Source organism: Pseudomonas sp. G3-39 (genome assembly GCF_054790485.1).
In genome coordinates this window covers 4,367,233-4,384,461 of record NZ_CP186497.1, presented here as the reverse complement: position 1 = coordinate 4,384,461, position 17,229 = coordinate 4,367,233, and the positions used below count along the sequence as shown (strand labels likewise).

The window sequence follows — 17,229 nt, the reverse complement described above, 5'->3', positions numbered from 1 at the left end:
AGCCCGCTCCCACAGGTGCGTTGTTGGAGTTTTTGATTTACCCGGGAGAGCGTTATGAAACTGTTGGTCGTCGAAGATGAAGCGCTGTTGCGCCATCACCTGCAAACCCGCCTGACGGAGAGCGGTCACGTGGTCGAGTCCGTGGCCAATGCCGAAGAGGCGCTGTACCAGACCGGGCAGTTCAACTTCGATCTGGCGGTGATTGACCTCGGTCTGCCGGGCATGGGCGGTCTGGACCTGATCCGCCAGTTGCGCTCGAGCGGCAAGACCTTTCCGATCCTGATCCTCACCGCGCGCGGCAATTGGCAGGACAAGGTCGAAGGCCTCGCCGCCGGTGCCGACGACTACGTGGTCAAGCCGTTCCAGTTCGAGGAACTCGACGCGCGCCTGAATGCCTTGCTGCGTCGCTCCAGCGGCTTCACCCAGTCGACCATCGTCGCCGGGCCGCTGTTGCTGGACCTCAATCGCAAGCAGGCGTCGCTGGATGAAGAGCCGCTGGCACTGACCGCCTACGAATACCGCATCCTCGAATACCTGATGCGCCACCACCAGCAAGTGGTGCCCAAGGATCGCCTGATGGAGCAGCTCTATCCGGATGACGACGAGCGCGATCCGAACGTGATCGAAGTGCTGGTCGGCCGTCTGCGCCGCAAGCTCGAAGGACCGGGCGGGTTCAAGCCGATCGACACCGTGCGCGGTCTTGGCTACTTGTTCAATGAGCGCTGCACTTGATTCGTTCTCTTCGCGTTCGCTTGATGCTCGCCGCCACCACGTTGGCGGTGTTGTTCATGCTCGGCTTGCTGCCGGCCATGCAGGGCGCGTTCAGCCTGGCGTTGCAGGACTCGATCGAGCAGCGCCTGGCCTCGGACGTCACCACGCTGATCTCGGCGGCACGCGTCGACAGTGGCCATCTGGTGATGCCGGCGCAGCTGCCGGATGAGCGTTTCAATCTCACCGACAACCGCCTGCTCGGCTACATCTACGACCGCGAAGGCAAACTGGTCTGGCGCTCGAAAGGCACGCAGGAAGAGCAGATCAACTACAAGCCGCGTTACGACGGCATGGGCAACGAGTTCGCGCGGATCCGCGAGAGCAATGGCCAGGAGTTCTTCGTCTACGACGTCGAAGTCAAACTGCTGGGCGGTAAAAGTGCCGCGTTCAGCATCGTCGCTCTGCAACCGGTGCGCGAATACGAAAATACCCTCGAAGGCCTGCGCGAAAATCTCTACCTGGGCTTCGGCGCCGCATTGCTGGTGCTGCTGGCGCTGTTGTGGATCGGCCTGACCTGGGGCCTCAAGGCGCTGCGCCGACTGAGTCAGGAACTCGACGAGATCGAAAGCGGCACTCGTGAAAGCCTCACCGAACAGCACCCGCGCGAACTGCTGCGCCTGACTGGCTCGCTCAACCGTCTGCTGCACAGTGAACGCCAGCAGCGCAGCCGCTACCGTGACTCCCTCGATGATCTGGCGCACAGCCTGAAAACCCCGTTGGCGGTACTGCAAGGGGTCAGTGAAGACATGGCCCAACGCCCGGAAGATCGCGATCAAGCCTGGGTACTTCAAACCCAGATCGAGCGCATGAGTCAGCAGATCAGCTATCAACTGCAACGGGCCAGCCTGCGCAAAAGCGGCCTGGTGCGCCACCAGGTGCGTCTGCAACCGGTGCTCAAAAGCCTGTGCGACACCCTCGACAAGGTCTACCGCGACAAACACGTGCGGGTGGCCTTCGATCTGCCGGAGCACTGCTACGTGCCGATCGAGCAGGGCGCGCTGTTGGAGATGATGGGCAACCTGCTGGAGAACGCCTATCGCCTGTGCCTGGGCGAAGTGCGCATCAGCGTGCGCGAGACCCTCGCCGGCATCGAGTTGTGCATCGAAGACGACGGCCCCGGTGTGCCGCCGAATCAGCGCGCGCGGATTCTCGAGCGTGGTGAGCGTCTGGATCGTCAGCACCCGGGGCAGGGCATCGGGCTGGCGGTGGTCAAGGACATCATCGAGAGCTACAACGCCAAGCTGATGCTCGGGGATTCGCCGATGGGCGGGGCGGCGTTCAGGATTCAGTTTCCTGCGGTTTAGGTGTTGGCTGTTCTGACGTCATCGCGAGCAGGCTCACTCCTACAAGGGGAATGCATTTCAAATGTAGGAGTGAGCCTGCTCGCGATAGCGCCAGTCAGTTCAGCGCGGGTCTTACTGCTCTTGCGCCCGATACGCCCCCGGTGTCAGCCCGGTCCATTTCTTGAACGCCCGGTGAAACGCCGACGGTTCGGAAAAACCCAGTTGCTCGGCAATCTGTTGCAACGACAGATCCGCCCGGCCCAGGTGATAAATCGCGATGTCGCGGCGCAACTGATCCTTCAATTCCTGAAAACTGCTGCCTTCCTCACGCAAATGCCGACGCAGGGTTTGCGGGCTGATGTGCAGCTGCGCGGCCACGGCTTCGAGGTCCGGCCAGTGCGCACTGTCGCGGCTGAGCAAGCGGCGCAGGCGACTGCTGAGGCTGTCGCCGTCGTCCGGGCGCGACAGCAGGTCGGCGGGTGAGCGTTCGAGAAAGTGCTTGAGGGTGCGTTCGTCCTGCAACAGCGGCATGTGCAGATAGCGACTGTGAAACAGCAGGCTGCTCTGCTGGGCGGAAAACACCAAAGGGCAGGGGAATAGCAGGTCGTACTCGGCACCGTGCGCCGGTTTCGGATAACTGAAGGTGGCCTGCTCCAGACGAATCCGCTGGCCGATCAGCCAACTGCCGAGGCGATGCCAGATCACCAGCAGGCTCTCGCTGAGAAAGTGATCCGGGTCCCATAACTGCGAGTCATCAAGGCTCAGGCGCACCCATTCGTCTTCGCGGCTCAGGCTCAGGCGCGGAGCCTCGGGGAATAGGCTATAAAACAATAAACCGCGTTGCAGTGCCTTCTCCAGATTGCGGCAGTGGATCAGCGCGTGGCACATCATCGCGAAGCTGCCGGGCTTGCTCGGCGCGGTGCCAAAGCCCAGGTATTCGTCATCCAGCGCCAGCCACAGGCTCTGGATCAGTTGGGTGAATTGCTCCGGGGCGATGCGCGCCCGAGGTTCATCGAGCAACTCGGGGCTGATCCCCAGTTGCTGCAGCAGCGGCGCATAGTCGAACCCCGAACGGCGTGCGCCACCGAGGGCGGCGCGGGCGAAATGACTGGCGATGGTACGTTCGCGCATAAGCGGCAGATCCTTCCTCAGGCGCTGGATGGTAGCCGGGGCATGCGCAGGGCAACAAGGCGGATTTCCGCCAAATTGTAGGACGAGATCCGCTGACTTGGCGGAAATCCGCCACACTGGCGTCACCGGGCAGTGACAAAAATTAGCCTGCATCCCCTGATATCAAAAGGCTTGCAGCGAATTGCACCAAAGTGGCACGGCGTTTGCGATAACAGCGACAGAAGTGTGCGTCTATTCCGCTGGAATAGCGCCGCTCCAACAACAAATCCCTCCAGTGCAGGAGGGTTCGCAATTCAGGTTCTGCGCCCAACAGATGGATGTTGCCCGCGGGACGCTTGAGGACACTTGCAATGACGACTCGTCAGCCACTGTACAAATCCCTGTATTTCCAGGTGATCGTCGCAATCATCATCGGTATTGCGCTTGGTCACTACTACCCGCAGTTCGGTGTGGCGGTAAAGCCACTGGGTGACGGGTTCATCAAGCTGATCAAAATGATCATCGCCCCGATCATCTTCTGCACCGTGGTCAGCGGCATCGCTGGCATGCAAAGCATGAAGTCGGTCGGCAAGACCGGCGGTTACGCACTCCTGTACTTCGAAATCGTTTCGACCATCGCCCTGCTGGTGGGCCTGATCGTGGTCAACATCGTGCAGCCGGGCAACGGCATGCACATCGACGTCAGCACCCTGGACGCCTCGAAAGTCGCGACTTACGTGCAGCAAGGCGCAGACCAGAGCGTTGTCGGCTTCCTGCTCAACGTGATCCCGACCACCATCGTCGGCGCGTTCGCCACCGGTGACATCCTGCAAGTGCTGATGTTCTCGGTGATCTTCGGTTTCGCCCTGCATCGCCTGGGTGACTATGGCCGTCCGATCCTCGACTTCATCGATCGCTTCGCCCACGTGATGTTCAACATCATCAACATGATCATGAAGCTCGCGCCAATCGGTGCCTTCGGCGCGATGGCGTTCACCATCGGTGCTTACGGTGTCGGTTCGCTGGTGCAGTTGGGTCAACTGATGGCCTGCTTCTACATCACCTGCCTGGCCTTCATCCTGATCGTGCTGGGTGCCATCGCCCGCATGCACGGCTTCAGCGTGCTGAAGATGATTCGCTACATCCGTGAAGAACTGCTGATCGTACTCGGTACCTCGTCCTCGGAATCGGTACTGCCACGCATGCTGATCAAGATGGAGCGTCTGGGCGCGAAGAAATCTGTCGTGGGTCTGGTGATCCCGACCGGTTACTCGTTCAACCTCGACGGTACCGCGATCTACCTGACCATGGCTGCAGTGTTCATTGCTCAGGCCACCGACACGCACATGGACATCACCCATCAGATCACCCTGCTGGTGGTGTTGCTGCTGTCTTCCAAAGGCGCTGCCGGTGTGACCGGTTCGGGCTTCATCGTGCTGGCCGCCACCCTGTCGGCAGTCGGTCACCTGCCGGTGGCCGGTCTGGCGCTGATCCTCGGTATCGACCGCTTCATGTCCGAAGCCCGCGCCCTGACCAACCTGGTCGGCAACGCCGTCGCGACCATCGTGGTTGCCAAGTGGGTGAAAGAGCTGGACACCGACGTGCTGCAATCCGAGCTGGCTTCGGGCGGTCGCGGTATCGCCGATACCCGTCCGGAAGATGACCTGGGTGTGGCTGAAGGTGCTACTCCGAGCAACGTCAAGTAATCTGAATTGGCTCCAGTGTAATGCTGGAGTCTGAGAGCCCTTGTGGTGAGGGGATTCATCCCCGATGGGTCGCGAAGCGGCCCCTTCTTAGATAGAAGGGGACTGCTGCGCAGTCCATCGGGGATGAATCCCCTCGCTACAGGGGTTTTTTATTGCCTGCGATTTGAGCATTACGGTCACTGCCGCTGATGCATCCGGTGATTGCCGTGTGCGGCAGCGCTGCCTAGGCTGGGTGCATCGCCCAAGGAGATCGCCCATGTCCGCGCCGCTGGCCTCACTGAAGATTCTGGATTTCTCGACCCTGCTGCCAGGGCCATTCGCCTCGCTGTTGCTGGCGGACATGGGCGCCGAAGTGCTGCGCATCGAATCGCCAACGCGCATGGACCTGCTGCGGGTGCTGCCGCCGCATGATCAAGGTGTGTCAGCCAGCCACGCTTACCTCAATCGCAACAAGCGCAGTCTGGCGCTGGACCTCAAACAGCCTGAGGCGCTGGAGGTGGTCAGGCAGTTGCTGGCCGACTACGACATCGTCCTCGAGCAGTTTCGGCCCGGTGTGATGGAGCGCCTGGGTCTGGGTTACGAGGCACTGAAGGCGATCAACCCGAAGCTGATTTACGTGTCGATCACCGGCTATGGCCAGACCGGGCCGTACAAGGATCGCGCCGGGCATGACATCAACTACCTGGCGCTGGCCGGTCTTTCCAGTTACACCGGCCGCGCCGACAGCGGGCCGTTGCCGCTGGGCATGCAGGTGGCGGATATCGCGGGTGGTTCGCTGCATGGGGTGATCGGCCTGCTGGCGGCGGTCATCGCCCGGCAGCAGACCGGGCAGGGCACGCATCTGGACGTGAGCATGACCGATTGCGCCTTCAGCCTGAACGCCATGGCCGGTGCCGGCTATCTGGCCTGTGGCGACGAACCGCATTGGGAAGAGCTGATGCTCAATGGCGGCAGCTTCTACGACTACTACCGCTCCCGCGACGGGCGCTGGTTGTCGGTAGGCAGTCTTGAGCCGGGGTTCATGCAGCAGCTGTGTACGGCGTTGGGCCGGCCGGAGCTGGCGGCGCAGGGCTTGTCGCCGAAACCCGAGCAGCAACGGTTATTGAAGGATGCGTTGAAAGTCGAATTCGAGAAGCACGACTTTGCCGAGCTGCGCGCGTTGTTTGCCGAGGTCGATGCCTGTGTCGAACCGGTCTTGAACCTGAGCGAGGCGGTGCAGCATCCGCAGTTGCAGGCGCGGGAACTGGTGACCCAGGTGCCGCGTGGCGACGGTACGACCCAGGCGCAGATTGCCTGTCCGCTGAAATTCTCCGAAGCGCTGCCGGCGCCGCGGCATGTCGGCGCAGGGTTGGGACAGCATACTGAGCAGGTGTTGGGGGAGTTGGGGTTTGATGCTGAGCGGATTGCTCAATTGCGGGCGGCCAAGGTAATTCTCTAGCGTCTGTACCGACCTCTTCGCGAGCAGGCTCGCTCCCACATTTGAAATGCATTCCCCTTGTGGGAGCGGGCTTGCTCGCGAAGGCGTCGGCGGCGACAACACCAAACCGCCTATTCCACCCGCATCTCACCACTGAACACCAAAGTGTTGCGGCATCTACGGCACAAATACCGTCGCCCTTGACGCACCAGGCTATGACGCTGCGCCGAAAACGGAAAATCACTGTCGGCGCACGGGCATTTGTAGATGTAGCGGGTCACGCTGCGGCGTTTGATTGCGTAGGTGTGGCAGCGATCCGGCGGCAACTCGTAAACCCCGCGCATGATCAGTTGCCACTCCTCGCCGTGCGGCTGGATGCGGTCGCCGAACAGTTGATGGGCGATCAGGTGCGCGACTTCGTGGGCCACGGTCTGCTTGAGGAAGTGTTCGGTGTTTTCCCGGTACAGCTGCGGGTTGAAGCGCAGCAAGTTCTCGTGCAGATGCGCGACACCGGCTTTTTGCCCGCGCAGCTTGAGGCTGACGACGGGGCGTTGGAAATGACGTTTGAAAAAGGCTTCAGCGAGTTGGTAACAGTCTTCGACGCGGGTATTGAGTTGCTCGGGCATGCTTGATGGATCTCCAGAGGCGTCGAGTATGCCGCAACGTTCCTGACTTGCGAATCGCTGACCTGCCGAATGGTCATCCGCCAAACGAGAAGGCCGCCTTGCGGCGGCCTGTATTGGCAGATCTTGTTTTTCTCTGGGGTGAAGCTTGTCAGTTGGTATACACCGGCCCCACGCCGAGGCCCCAGACAATCACGGTGAACGCCATGATGGCCACCAGCACCACCAGACCCACCGCCAGCACTGAGCTGGAAAACAGGAAGCCTTCATCCGATGGAATGTTCATGAACGTTGGCAACCCCACGTACAGCAGATACACCGTGTAGCAGATGGCCGCCGTGCCGACAATCATTCCCAGCCACATGTGTGGATACAGCGCCGCCAATCCGCCGACGAACAACGGTGTCGCGGTGTAGGTGGCGAAGGCCACGCAACGGGCCAGACTCGGATTGGCGTCATAGGTGCGGGCCATCCAGTGCACGAACGCGCCCATCACTGCGACCCCGCCGAGCATCGCCAGGTACGACATCACGGTCATCCAGATCGCACTTTCCACGGTGAGCATCACCGGTGCGCGGTTGCCGATTACCCAGCCGACCTGAGTGGTGCCGATAAACGCCGAAACCGCCGGAATCGCCGCCAGAATCAGCGTGTGCGTCAGGTACATGTGGCTGATGCTTTCCTCTTGGTCGCCACGGATTTCCTTCCATTCCTGATCGGGGTGGGTAAAAAGTCCCACTACGTGATGGATCATGCCAGTCACTCCTCTTGTTATTGCCATCGCCCCCCAGCGGAGCGCCTACGGGCCAAGGTGGCCGAGCAAATTCAGGTCTTCAGATTGTGTGCGACCTTATGTCGCAGTATAGAAAGGACTTAACCGCACAGGGACTAGGGGCTTAGAGCAAATTGCGCTGTAAACCGGCGGGGTAATCGCGTCGGGGTCTGTGCAAACGGTCAATTGAAGGGGCGACAACCTGTGGCCACAACCCCGGTGTTTTTGCGTAAAATGCCCGCCTTTCGTCACACCTCACGGATTTCGCGTCATGGGCACTCTTACGGTCAACCAGAACAAACTGCAAAAGCGCCTGCGCCGCCTGGCCGGCGAAGCGGTCGCCGATTTCAACATGATCGAAGACGGCGACAAGGTCATGGTCTGCCTGTCCGGGGGCAAGGACAGCTACACCATGCTCGACGTGCTGCTGCACCTGCAGAAGGTTGCACCGATCAAGTTCGAGATCGTCGCGGTGAACATGGACCAGAAGCAGCCGGGCTTCCCCGAGCACGTACTGCCGGCCTACCTGAAAGAGCTGGGCGTCGAGTACCACATCGTCGAGAAGGACACCTATTCGGTGGTCAAGGAGCTGGTGCCGGAAGGCAAGACCACTTGCTCGCTGTGCTCACGCCTGCGTCGCGGCACGCTGTACACCTTTGCCGACGAAATCGGCGCGACCAAAATGGCCCTCGGTCACCACCGTGACGACATCGTCGAGACGTTCTTCCTCAACATGTTCTTCAACGGCACCCTCAAGGCGATGCCGCCGAAGTTGCGCGCCGACGACGGGCGCAACGTGGTGATCCGTCCGCTGGCCTACTGCAACGAGAAAGACATCCAGGCCTACTCGGACTTCAAGGAATTCCCGATCATCCCGTGCAACCTCTGCGGTTCGCAGGAAAACCTGCAGCGCCAGGTGGTCAAGGAAATGCTTCAGGACTGGGAGCGCAAGACTCCGGGCCGAACTGAAAGCATCTTCCGCAGTCTGCAGAACGTGGTGCCGTCGCAACTGGCCGACCGCAACCTGTTCGACTTCACCAGCCTGAAGATCGACGAAACGGCGGCTTCGCGCTTCGTTAACGTCGTTAACTTGTAAACACCTTCAAATGTGGGAGCGAGCCTGCTCGCGAAAGCGGTGTGTCATTTAACTGATTTGTTGACTGATACTCCGTCTTCGCGAGCAGGCTCGCTCCCACATGGGTTTTTCGTTTTATTCAATAGGAGAGGGCATGCGCGATTACAAGTGGCTGCACGAATACTGTCTGAACCGCTTCGGTTCGGCGGCTGAACTGGAAGCCCATCTGCCCGTTCCCAAGACTCCCGCGCAATTGCGCAAGATCAGCGACGATCGTTACCTCTCGACCATGGCCCTGCGCGTATTCCGTGCCGGGCTCAAGCACAGCCTGGTGGACGCCAAGTGGCCGGCCTTCGAAGAAGTGTTCTTCAGGTTCGACCCGGAAAAAGTCGTGCTGATGAGCGCCGAACACCTCGAACGCCTGATGCAGGACGCGCGCATCATCCGCCACCTGGGCAAGCTCAAGAGCGTGCCGCGCAATGCCCAGTTCATCCTCGATGTGGAAAAGGACAAGGGCAGCTTCGGCGCGCTGATCGCCGACTGGCCGGTGACCGATATCGTCGGTCTGTGGACCTACCTGAAAAAGCATGGGAGTCAGTTGGGCGGGCTGTCGGCGCCGCGCTTCCTGCGCATGGTCGGCAAGGACACCTTCGTGCCGAGCTATGACGTGGTCGCGGCGCTGAATGCACAGAAGATCGTCGACAAGGCGCCGACCAGTCTGCGCGATCTGGCGATTGTGCAGAACGCGTTCAATCAGTGGCATGAGCAGAGTGGCGGGCGGCCGATGAGCCAGATTTCGATGATGCTCGCGTACACCGTCAACCATTAAGACCGCGTCGCCCCATTCGCGAGCAAGCCCGCTCCCACAGTTTTTGTGTCGATCACAAAATTGTGATTCAACAAGGATCCTGTGGGAGCGAGCCTGCTCGCGAAGGCGTCAGATCAGGCGACGCTGATCTCGCCTTCACCCGCCAGCTTGCGATTCAACTGATACCGCCACCGCACATACAGCAGCGCCGAGCAGAACAGCGCCAGGCTCGCGGCCATCTCCAGCACGCCAAACAGTTGCCGATTCGGGTCATACGCTGCCAATGCGCCCTTGATGAAATACAGATTCACCACAAAGCACATCCACGAGTGCGCACGCGCGTTGCCCATCAGCATCCCCGGCGCGAGGATCAGCCACGGGATCAGCTCGACCAGCAGGATCACCCACGGTCGGGCGCCGTGCAGGTCGGCGAACACCAGGTAGTAAGCGGCGAGCAGCCCGGCGAGGCCGAAGAAGCACAACAGGCTGACGACCCGCATCGCCTTGACGCGGGGTTCAAGCCACTCGACGGAGGGCAGGACTTTCGGCTTCTTCGCCACCCTCAGCCCTCCAGTTTTTGCGCGGTCTTGGCCAGGCGTGCGCCGAGTGCGCGACACAGTGCCATCTCGTGCTGATCGAGACCTTTCTTGCCATCGGCGCCGGCGTGATGACTGGCGCCATACGGCGTGCCGCCGCCCTGGGTTTCCAGCAGCGCCGACTCGCTGTACGGCAGGCCGGTGATCAGCATGCCGTGGTGCAACAGCGGCAGCATCATCGACAGCAGGGTGGTTTCCTGACCGCCGTGCAGGCTGGCAGTGGAGGTGAACACGCCGGCCGGTTTGCCGACCAGTGCGCCGGTCAGCCACAGGTTGCTGGTGCCGTCGAGGAAGTACTTCAGCGGCGCGGCCATGTTGCCGAAGCGCGTCGGGCTGCCAAGGGCGAGGCCGGCGCAGTTCTTCAGGTCATCGAGGGTGGCGTAGAGCGCACCGTCTTCCGGGATGTCCGGGGCGACCGCCTCACACTCGGTTGAGATTGCCGGCACGGTCCGCACGCGCGCTTCGAGGCCGGCCTGTTCGACACCGCGGGCAATCTGCCGGGCCATCTCGTTGGTCGAACCGTTGCGGCTGTAATACAGAACCAGAATGTACGGCGCGCTCACGGCAGCAGCTCCAGCACATTTTCCGGCGGACGGCCGATCACAGCCTTGTCGCCGACTTCGAGAATCGGTCGTTCCATCAGTTTTGGATGCTGGGCGATGGCGTCGATCAATTGCGCTTCGCTGAGGCTTTCGTCAGCCAGCTGAAGCATTTTGTATTCATCTTCTCCGCTGCGCAGCAACTGACGCGCGCTGATCCCGAGCTTGCCGAGCAGTGCCTTGATTTGCACCGCATTCAGCGGGGTTTCGAGGTAACGCACCACGTTCGGGGTCAGGTCACGGGCCTCAAGTAGTTCCAGCGCGCCGCGGGATTTCGAGCAGCGCGGATTGTGATAAAGCGTCAGATCGGTCATGGCGGGTCGCTTCTGGCGTAAAGTGGCGGCTATTCTAACTGTGCAGCGCGCAATCCAGAACCTTCAGAGGCGATGGGTCGCAGGCGCCTTCAATTTTTGACCAGGGAACATGACATGACACGGCGATTGGCAGCGGCATTGACGATAATCGGGGCGTTGATGCTGGGGGGCTGCGGCAATGACTACGGCATTGACCAGAATGGTCAGAAGGTCGCGTCCGAGCGTCTGGACAAACAATGGGTAGTCATCAATTACTGGGCCGAATGGTGTGGCCCGTGCCGCACGGAAATTCCTGAGCTCAATCATTTGGCTGACGAACTCAAGAGCAAGAACATCGGCGTGTTCGGGGTCAACTTCGACAACGTCCAGGGTGAAGACCTGAAGAGTGCCAGCGAGAAGCTGGGCATCAAGTTCACCGTGCTGGCGCAGGATCCGGCCGACCTGTTCGACCTGCCGCGCAGTGAGGCCTTGCCGGTGACCTACATCATCGACAACAAGGGCAAGGTGCGTGAGCAGTTGATGGGCGAGCAGACGGCGGCGGGGGTGATGGCCAAGCTTGAGGCATTGCAGGCGACAAAGTGAGCTGCCTCTAAAGAGCAACCCTCACCCCAGCCCTCTCCCAGAAGGAGAGGGAGCTGACCGAGGTGTCTGGCGCTTCCATCGACCTGGAAGATCGTGTCGATTATGGATTCAGCGAAGATCCTTCAAGTCGGCGCACACTTTCAGAACCCCCCAATCAGTTCCCTCTCCCTTTGGGAGAGGGTTAGGGTAAGGGTTTGGCGTTCTTGAGGGTTAACCCTCTTCCAGCCACCAACGCAACGGCTTGCCTTCGGCCGGCCAGAAGCGCATCTGCTCGATCGGCGAGATGTCCCAGCGCTCAACGCCTTGCAGCGCCTGCAGGAAGCGTTGTTCCTGCTCCATCAGCGCCGGGGCGCAGAGTTTGCGGGTCTTGCCGATCGGGCCGAAGCTCAGCTTGTCGCCGTCGAGGGTGTACGGCGCGAACCAGTGGTTGCAGCCGCCATTGCCGTACGCGCGACCATCGTCACCGAGGGTCACGGTCAGATGGCTGTAATCCATCAATGGCCGCTCGCCTATCCACTCCAGAATGTAGCTGCGGTTCTGCTGCAATTGCACAGGCTCTGCGGCGCAGCCCACCAGAGCGGCACCGACCAGCAGCGGCAGGGCAAGGCGTTTCATCACGCAGGCTCCTGGCATTTCGGGCACAGGTGCTTGTCGCCGACGGCTTTCCAGCCCAGCTCGGCGATGCGCGCCGTGGCGGCCGGTTTCTCGGCGGTCTTGCCCAGCTTGGCGTCCACGGCAAACTCGAAGTTCAGCTCTTTGGCGCAGCTGTCGCAGTTGACCTGCCAGGTGTGGATCGCCAGTTCGCCGAAGACCGGGCCGGTGGTCATCGCGGTCCATTGGCCCGGCGGATTGATCAGGTGGCGCACGGTGTCGACGGTCAGGCGCATGGACAAGTCCTTGCTGCCTTTGAGGGTGACCAACAGGACGTCACCGTTGCGGATCGAGCCACCGTTGCCGGTGACCTGATAGCGGCCCGGTACGAGGGCGCGGCATTCGGTGAGGGTGTGTTGCGGGTTCATCAGGGTGTAGCGGAAATCGTGTTCGACCATGGGTCCTCCAAATCTGCGCGACATGCTAGCACGGGCTGGATTGCAGGATGGCGTACACGTGCGACCTTCGATCCGGTTCAAATCGGCTGGCGCTCATGGCAAACTGCCGCCCTTCACTCTGAGGGAACGGAACATGGCGCTGATCGAATGTTATGAATGCAAGCGGAGCATCAGCTCGGAAGCAAAGGCGTGCATTCATTGTGGTGCTCCGATGGCGCAGCAGCACGAGCACACACCGGCGCAAGCCGCCGCTGCGACGATTTCATTTGGCAGCCTGCCGCGCAACAAATCCGTGCCCGAGGCGTTTGTCCCGCCAGCAGCCCCTGAACCTGCGCCGCGCGTTTCACCGGCGGCGGTCGGTCGCCGCCGTCGGCAACCGGAACCCGCACCTCAACTTCAGCCCAACGCCGACGGTTCGCGGCCGGTGGAAGGCTGGTTGAAGATCATGGTGTTCCTGCTACCGATGGTCTTCGTCTGGTTCCTGCTGCGTAACGGTCATTCGATGAAGCAGCGCTTTTTCGGTTTTGGCTGGCTGGCGTTGCTGATCCTGGCCTCGTCGCTGTCGCCGAAGTAAACCGGCAAGCCTTCAACCTTCGACCTGGTTCTGCGGCGCGCCTGCGGCCCAGGTCGCGATGTTGTGCAGGGTGGTCGCGGCAATCGCGCCCAGCGCCTCATGGGTCAGAAACGCCTGATGGGCGGTGATGATCACGTTCGGGAAGGTCAGCAGCCGCGCCAGCACGTCGTCCTGCAACGGCAAATCGCTGCGATCCTCGAAAAACAGCTGCGCCTCTTCCTCATACACATCCAGTCCCAAATAGCCCAATTGACCGTCCTTCAGGGCGTCGATCAGCGCCGGTGTGTCGACCAGGCCGCCGCGTCCGGTGTTGATCAGCATCGCTCCCGGCTGCAGGTGCGCCAGTGATTCGCGGTTGATCAAGTGTTTGCTCTGGGCGTTGAGCGGGCAGTGCAGGCTGATGATCCGCGACTGCGCGAGCAGCTCCGGCAGGCTCAGGTAACGTGCGCCCAGCGCCACGACCTCAGGGTTTGGGTACGGGTCGTAGGCCAGCAATTGGCAACCGAAACCGTGCATGATTTTCGCGAACGTCGCGCCGATCTGCCCGGTGCCGACGATGCCCACGGTCTTGCCCACCAGATCGAAACCCGTCAGGCCGTGCAGCGTGAAATCGCCTTCGCGGGTGCGGTTGTAGGCGCGGTGCAGGCGTCGGTTGAGTGCCAGAATCAGCGCCACCGCGTGTTCGGCCACCGCATGTGGCGAGTAGGCCGGTACCCGCACCACGGCCAGCCCGAGGCGTTTTGCCGCGAGCAGATCAACATGGTTGTAGCCCGCCGAGCGCAGGGCGATCAGCCGTGTGCCACCGGCGGCGAGGCGCTCCAGCACCGGCGCACTGAGGTCGTCATTGATGAAGGCGCAGACCACCTCGTGCTGCTCGGCCAGGGCGGCGGTGTCGAGACTGAGCCGGGCCGGCTGAAAGTGCAGTTCCAGCCCGGCCGGGCATTCGGCGCCGAGGAAGCTGTCGCGGTCATAGGTCTGGCTGCTGAAAACGAGCGTGCGCATGAATTCCTCCTGGAACGGGGTGGCGAGTCAGCGTTGACGGCCACCACTTTAACGGCAGATGCCGCTGCCGGCATTGCCGTGGATCAGGCGCTGATCCTGGCTTGCGTCGCGAGTCGATTGATCGCCCGCTCCAGTTCTTCCAGCGCCACCACTGCCTTCGGATCGCCCTGTTTGAGCAGGGTTTCACTGCGCTGACAGGCCGCGCGTAACTGCGGCACGCCACAATATCGGGTCGCACCGTGCAGGCGATGCACGCGCTCGATCAGTGCATTCTGATCGCGGGCTTCACTGGCGGCACGAATGGCTTCGCGGTCGGCTTCCAGCGAGGCGAGCAACATGGCCAGCATGTCGGCTGCCAGATCGGCCTTGCCGGCGGCCAGACGCAAGCCTTCTTCGTGGTCGAGCACCGGCAACTCATTGCCACCCGCCGCGCTGTCGCTGGCCCGTTCCGTTCCTTGATTGCGCAAGGCCAGACCGGTCCACTTCAGCACCACTTGCGCCAGTTGCCGCTCGCTGATCGGCTTGGTCAGATAGTCATCCATGCCGCTTTGCAGCAAGGCGCGTTTTTCGTTGGCCATGGCGTGGGCGGTGAGGGCGACGATCGGCAGCGGTGTGCTATGCCGTTCGCTTTCCCACTGGCGAATGGTTTCGGTGGTCTGGCGTCCGTCCATACCCGGCATCTGTACGTCCATCAGCACCAGATCGAAGGACTCGCTCTGCACCGCTTTGACTGCTGCGTAGCCGCTTTCCACGGCCAGAACCTTGGCGCCCATGTCTTCGAGCAGAGTCTGCACCAGCAACAGGTTGGCCGGGTTGTCGTCGACGCACAGCACTTTCGGTGCACGGCTCGACAGCGGCTCACCCGGCTCGTTACGCGGCTGGCGTGGATTGGCCAGATCGGCCAACGCCCGACGCAGTTTGCGCGTGCAGGCTGGTTTGGCCTGCAGCTGGCTGTGCGGGTTGGGCACCGAGAGATGGAACAGCGTCTGTTCGGTGGTCGGGCACAGCACCAGCACTTTGCAACCGAGGTGTTCGAGATCCCAGATGTGCTGGTTCAAGCGCTCCGGGAGCATGTCGTTGCTGGTGATGCCGAGCACCGCAAGGTCGATCGCCTGATCGGTCTGGTGCGCGCCAGTGACGCCGTTGGTCAGGCTCTCCAGCGTATTGAACGGCGTGACGTCGAGGCCGCAGTCTTCCAGTTGATGCTGCAGGGCCTGACGCGCCAGTTCGTGATTTTCCAGCACCGCCACGCGACGCCCGAGCAGTGGCGGGCCCGGCAGGTCTTCGCTGTCGTCGCGGGTTTTCGGCAGGCTCAGGCTGATCCAGAATTCCGAGCCTTCGCCCGGGGTGCTGTCGACGCCGATTTCGCCACCCATCTGTTCGATCAGACGCTTGGAGATCACCAGACCCAGACCGGTACCGCCGGGTTGGCGCGACAGCGAGTTGTCGGCCTGACTGAAGGCCTGGAACAACGCGCGCACGTCCTGACTCGACAGGCCGATGCCGGTGTCCTGAATGCTGATGCGCAACTGCACGCTGTCTTCGTGTTCCTCTTCGAGCATGGCGCGGGCGACGATGGTGCCTTCGCGGGTGAACTTGATCGCGTTGCTGACCAGGTTGGTGAGGATCTGCTTGAGGCGCAGCGGGTCGCCGACCAGTGACAGCGGCGTGTCGCGATAAACCAGACTCACCAGCTCCAATTGCTTGGCGTGGGCTGCCGGCGCCAGGATGGTCAGGGTGTCCTGCAACAGGTCGCGAAGATTGAACGGGATGTGGTCGAGCACCAGTTTGCCGGCCTCGATCTTCGAGAAATCGAGGATCTCGTTGATGATCCCCAGCAGGCTGTCAGCGGACTTCTCGATGGTGCCCAGATAGTCGAGCTGGCGCGGGGTCAGTTCGCTTTTCTGCAACAGATGCGTGAAACCGAGAATGCCGTTGAGCGGCGTGCGGATCTCATGGCTCATGTTGGCGAGGAACTCGGATTTGATCCGGCTCGCCTCCAGTGCTTCTTTGCGCGCCAGGTCCAGTTCGATGTTCTGGATCTCGATGGTTTCCAGATTCTGCCGCACGTCTTCGGTGGCCTGATCGACGCTGTGCTGCAGTTCTTCGCGAGCGTTCTGCAAGGTGCCGGCCATGCGGTTGATGCCCGAGGCGAGCTCGTCCAGTTCCTGACTGCCGAGCGGTGGCAGGCGGGTTTCCAGATGACCGTCCTTGAGCTGGGCAACTGCCTGTTTGATCTGGCTCAGCGGGCGGTTGATGGTGCGGCCCATGCGCAACGCGAGCAGGGCCGCGCCCGCCAGACCGGCGGCAATCAGCAGCAGGCTGGCAAACAGGCTGCGATAACCGCGCAGCAGCATGCCGTTGTGCGACAGCTCCAGTTCGACCCAGCCGAGCAGACGGTCGGATTCTTCGGGGATCAGATCACCAGCGAGGTTGCGATGCTTGCCGAACACCGGCATCAGGTAACGGGTGGCGTCATTGCCGCTGCGCCGTTGCAGTTGTGCACTGTCACCGCTGGGAGCTTGATTGAGCATGGTCGGGCCGGCGTGCGCCAGCGGTGTGCGGTCGGGGGCGAGGAAGGTGACGGCGCGCACGTCAGGCTGTTCGAGGGACTGGGTGGCGATGCGTTCGAGCAGATCGGTGTTGCCGTGGCCCATGGCGGGCGCCACCAGCGGCGCCAGTTGTTCGGCGATCATTTCACCGCGCTGCATCAATTGGGTCTGCAAATCGGACTGTTGCATCCAGGTGAAATAACCACCGAGCACCAACGCCATCAGGCTGGTGGGCAACAGGGTCAGCAACAACACGCGACCTTTGATTCCCAGTTTCTTGAGCACACCCATCTCCTGCATCCCGCTGAACTGTTGACTCGCACGTGCGTCCGGCACGCGACATTGGCGCAGTGTAGCGATTTGCAGGCGGGCAATCTTCGGAAAAATCATGTCGCC

General features: G+C 61.6%; 18 protein-coding genes. 8 read left to right on the top strand and 10 right to left on the bottom strand.

Annotated features, from left to right (window positions below):
• Positions 1 to 54: 54 nt before the first annotated feature.
• Entirely contained in the window at positions 55 to 732 is a 678-nt protein-coding gene (locus tag ACOYXG_RS19650; RefSeq protein ID WP_027612288.1) for a response regulator transcription factor, read from the top strand.
• Complete coding sequence (locus ACOYXG_RS19645; protein WP_027612289.1) at positions 729 to 2,075, top strand: ATP-binding protein; 1,347 nt, start codon at positions 729 to 731, stop codon at positions 2,073 to 2,075. The genes ACOYXG_RS19650 and ACOYXG_RS19645 overlap by 4 nt, the downstream gene beginning before the upstream one ends.
• Before the next feature lie 111 nt (positions 2,076 to 2,186).
• On the opposite strand, the gene ACOYXG_RS19640 is transcribed toward ACOYXG_RS19645, so the two are convergent.
• Positions 2,187 to 3,185, bottom strand: a complete 999-nt coding sequence (locus ACOYXG_RS19640; protein WP_460353497.1) for an AraC family transcriptional regulator — start codon at positions 3,183 to 3,185, stop codon at positions 2,187 to 2,189.
• Positions 3,186 to 3,535: 350 nt separating this feature from the next.
• On the opposite strand from ACOYXG_RS19640, the gene ACOYXG_RS19635 reads away from it, so the two are divergent.
• A complete protein-coding gene (locus tag ACOYXG_RS19635; RefSeq protein ID WP_027612291.1) occupies positions 3,536 to 4,870 on the top strand; it encodes a dicarboxylate/amino acid:cation symporter in 1,335 nt (444 codons plus the stop codon).
• A 256-nt stretch (positions 4,871 to 5,126) separates the two neighbouring features.
• Complete coding sequence (locus ACOYXG_RS19630; RefSeq protein ID WP_096796801.1) at positions 5,127 to 6,308, top strand: CaiB/BaiF CoA transferase family protein; 1,182 nt, start codon at positions 5,127 to 5,129, stop codon at positions 6,306 to 6,308.
• Positions 6,309 to 6,418: 110 nt separating this feature from the next.
• Here the strand turns inward: ACOYXG_RS19630 and ACOYXG_RS19625 are convergent, their stop codons facing one another.
• Both ACOYXG_RS19625 and ACOYXG_RS19620 read right to left on the bottom strand, forming a co-directional pair.
• Positions 6,419 to 6,913 (bottom strand): SprT family zinc-dependent metalloprotease, encoded by a 495-nt coding sequence (locus ACOYXG_RS19625; RefSeq protein WP_003227192.1) that lies wholly within the window; start codon positions 6,911 to 6,913, stop codon positions 6,419 to 6,421.
• Between the two features lie 148 nt (positions 6,914 to 7,061).
• Positions 7,062 to 7,664 (bottom strand): Yip1 family protein, encoded by a 603-nt coding sequence (locus tag ACOYXG_RS19620; protein WP_007917515.1) that lies wholly within the window; start codon positions 7,662 to 7,664, stop codon positions 7,062 to 7,064.
• Positions 7,665 to 7,953: 289 nt separating this feature from the next.
• On the opposite strand from ACOYXG_RS19620, the gene ttcA reads away from it, so the two are divergent.
• Positions 7,954 to 8,778: a tRNA 2-thiocytidine(32) synthetase TtcA gene (ttcA, locus tag ACOYXG_RS19615; protein ID WP_007968702.1), complete on the top strand. Its 825-nt coding sequence runs from the start codon at positions 7,954 to 7,956 to the stop codon at positions 8,776 to 8,778.
• Between the two features lie 133 nt (positions 8,779 to 8,911).
• Complete coding sequence (locus ACOYXG_RS19610) at positions 8,912 to 9,586, top strand: DNA-3-methyladenine glycosylase I (RefSeq protein ID WP_098965089.1); 675 nt, start codon at positions 8,912 to 8,914, stop codon at positions 9,584 to 9,586.
• 113 nt (positions 9,587 to 9,699) lie between these two features.
• On the opposite strand, the gene ACOYXG_RS19605 is transcribed toward ACOYXG_RS19610, so the two are convergent.
• The 3 genes from ACOYXG_RS19605 to arsC are packed head-to-tail and all read right to left on the bottom strand — an operon-like array spanning position 9,700 to position 11,074.
• A complete protein-coding gene (locus ACOYXG_RS19605) occupies positions 9,700 to 10,125 on the bottom strand; it encodes a DUF2069 domain-containing protein (protein WP_027612294.1) in 426 nt (141 codons plus the stop codon).
• Between the two features lie 2 nt (positions 10,126 to 10,127).
• Complete coding sequence (gene wrbA, locus ACOYXG_RS19600) at positions 10,128 to 10,724, bottom strand: NAD(P)H:quinone oxidoreductase (protein WP_460353491.1); 597 nt, start codon at positions 10,722 to 10,724, stop codon at positions 10,128 to 10,130.
• The gene (arsC, locus tag ACOYXG_RS19595) at positions 10,721 to 11,074 is read right to left on the bottom strand and encodes an arsenate reductase (glutaredoxin) (RefSeq protein WP_460353488.1); all 354 of its coding nucleotides are present in this window, start codon (positions 11,072 to 11,074) and stop codon (positions 10,721 to 10,723) included. Before arsC ends, wrbA begins: the two co-directional genes overlap by 4 nt.
• A gap of 114 nt (positions 11,075 to 11,188) precedes the next feature.
• Here arsC and ACOYXG_RS19590 point away from each other — a divergent pair, with 114 nt between their 5' ends.
• Positions 11,189 to 11,656, top strand: a complete 468-nt coding sequence (locus tag ACOYXG_RS19590) for a TlpA disulfide reductase family protein (RefSeq protein ID WP_096796797.1) — start codon at positions 11,189 to 11,191, stop codon at positions 11,654 to 11,656.
• 210 nt (positions 11,657 to 11,866) lie between these two features.
• Here ACOYXG_RS19590 and ACOYXG_RS19585 read toward each other — a convergent pair whose 3' ends face one another.
• Together ACOYXG_RS19585 and ACOYXG_RS19580 are read right to left on the bottom strand one after the other, a co-directional pair.
• Positions 11,867 to 12,271 carry an META domain-containing protein gene (locus ACOYXG_RS19585; RefSeq protein ID WP_007968709.1) on the bottom strand — a complete coding sequence of 135 codons (405 nt, stop codon included), beginning with the start codon at positions 12,269 to 12,271 and terminating at the stop codon, positions 11,867 to 11,869.
• On the bottom strand, positions 12,271 to 12,705 hold the full coding sequence (locus ACOYXG_RS19580) for a hypothetical protein (RefSeq protein WP_025112952.1): 435 nt from the start codon (positions 12,703 to 12,705) through the stop codon (positions 12,271 to 12,273). The genes ACOYXG_RS19585 and ACOYXG_RS19580 overlap by 1 nt, the downstream gene beginning before the upstream one ends.
• 133 nt (positions 12,706 to 12,838) lie before the next feature.
• On the opposite strand from ACOYXG_RS19580, the gene ACOYXG_RS19575 reads away from it, so the two are divergent.
• Positions 12,839 to 13,279 carry a hypothetical protein gene (locus ACOYXG_RS19575; RefSeq protein ID WP_460353484.1) on the top strand — a complete coding sequence of 147 codons (441 nt, stop codon included), beginning with the start codon at positions 12,839 to 12,841 and terminating at the stop codon, positions 13,277 to 13,279.
• Positions 13,280 to 13,291: 12 nt separating this feature from the next.
• Here the strand turns inward: ACOYXG_RS19575 and ACOYXG_RS19570 are convergent, their stop codons facing one another.
• Positions 13,292 to 14,281 (bottom strand): 2-hydroxyacid dehydrogenase, encoded by a 990-nt coding sequence (locus ACOYXG_RS19570; protein WP_150367909.1) that lies wholly within the window; start codon positions 14,279 to 14,281, stop codon positions 13,292 to 13,294.
• 83 nt (positions 14,282 to 14,364) lie between these two features.
• Entirely contained in the window at positions 14,365 to 17,118 is a 2,754-nt protein-coding gene (locus tag ACOYXG_RS19565; protein WP_027612300.1) for a response regulator, read from the bottom strand.
• Between the last annotated feature and the right edge of the window lie 111 nt (positions 17,119 to 17,229).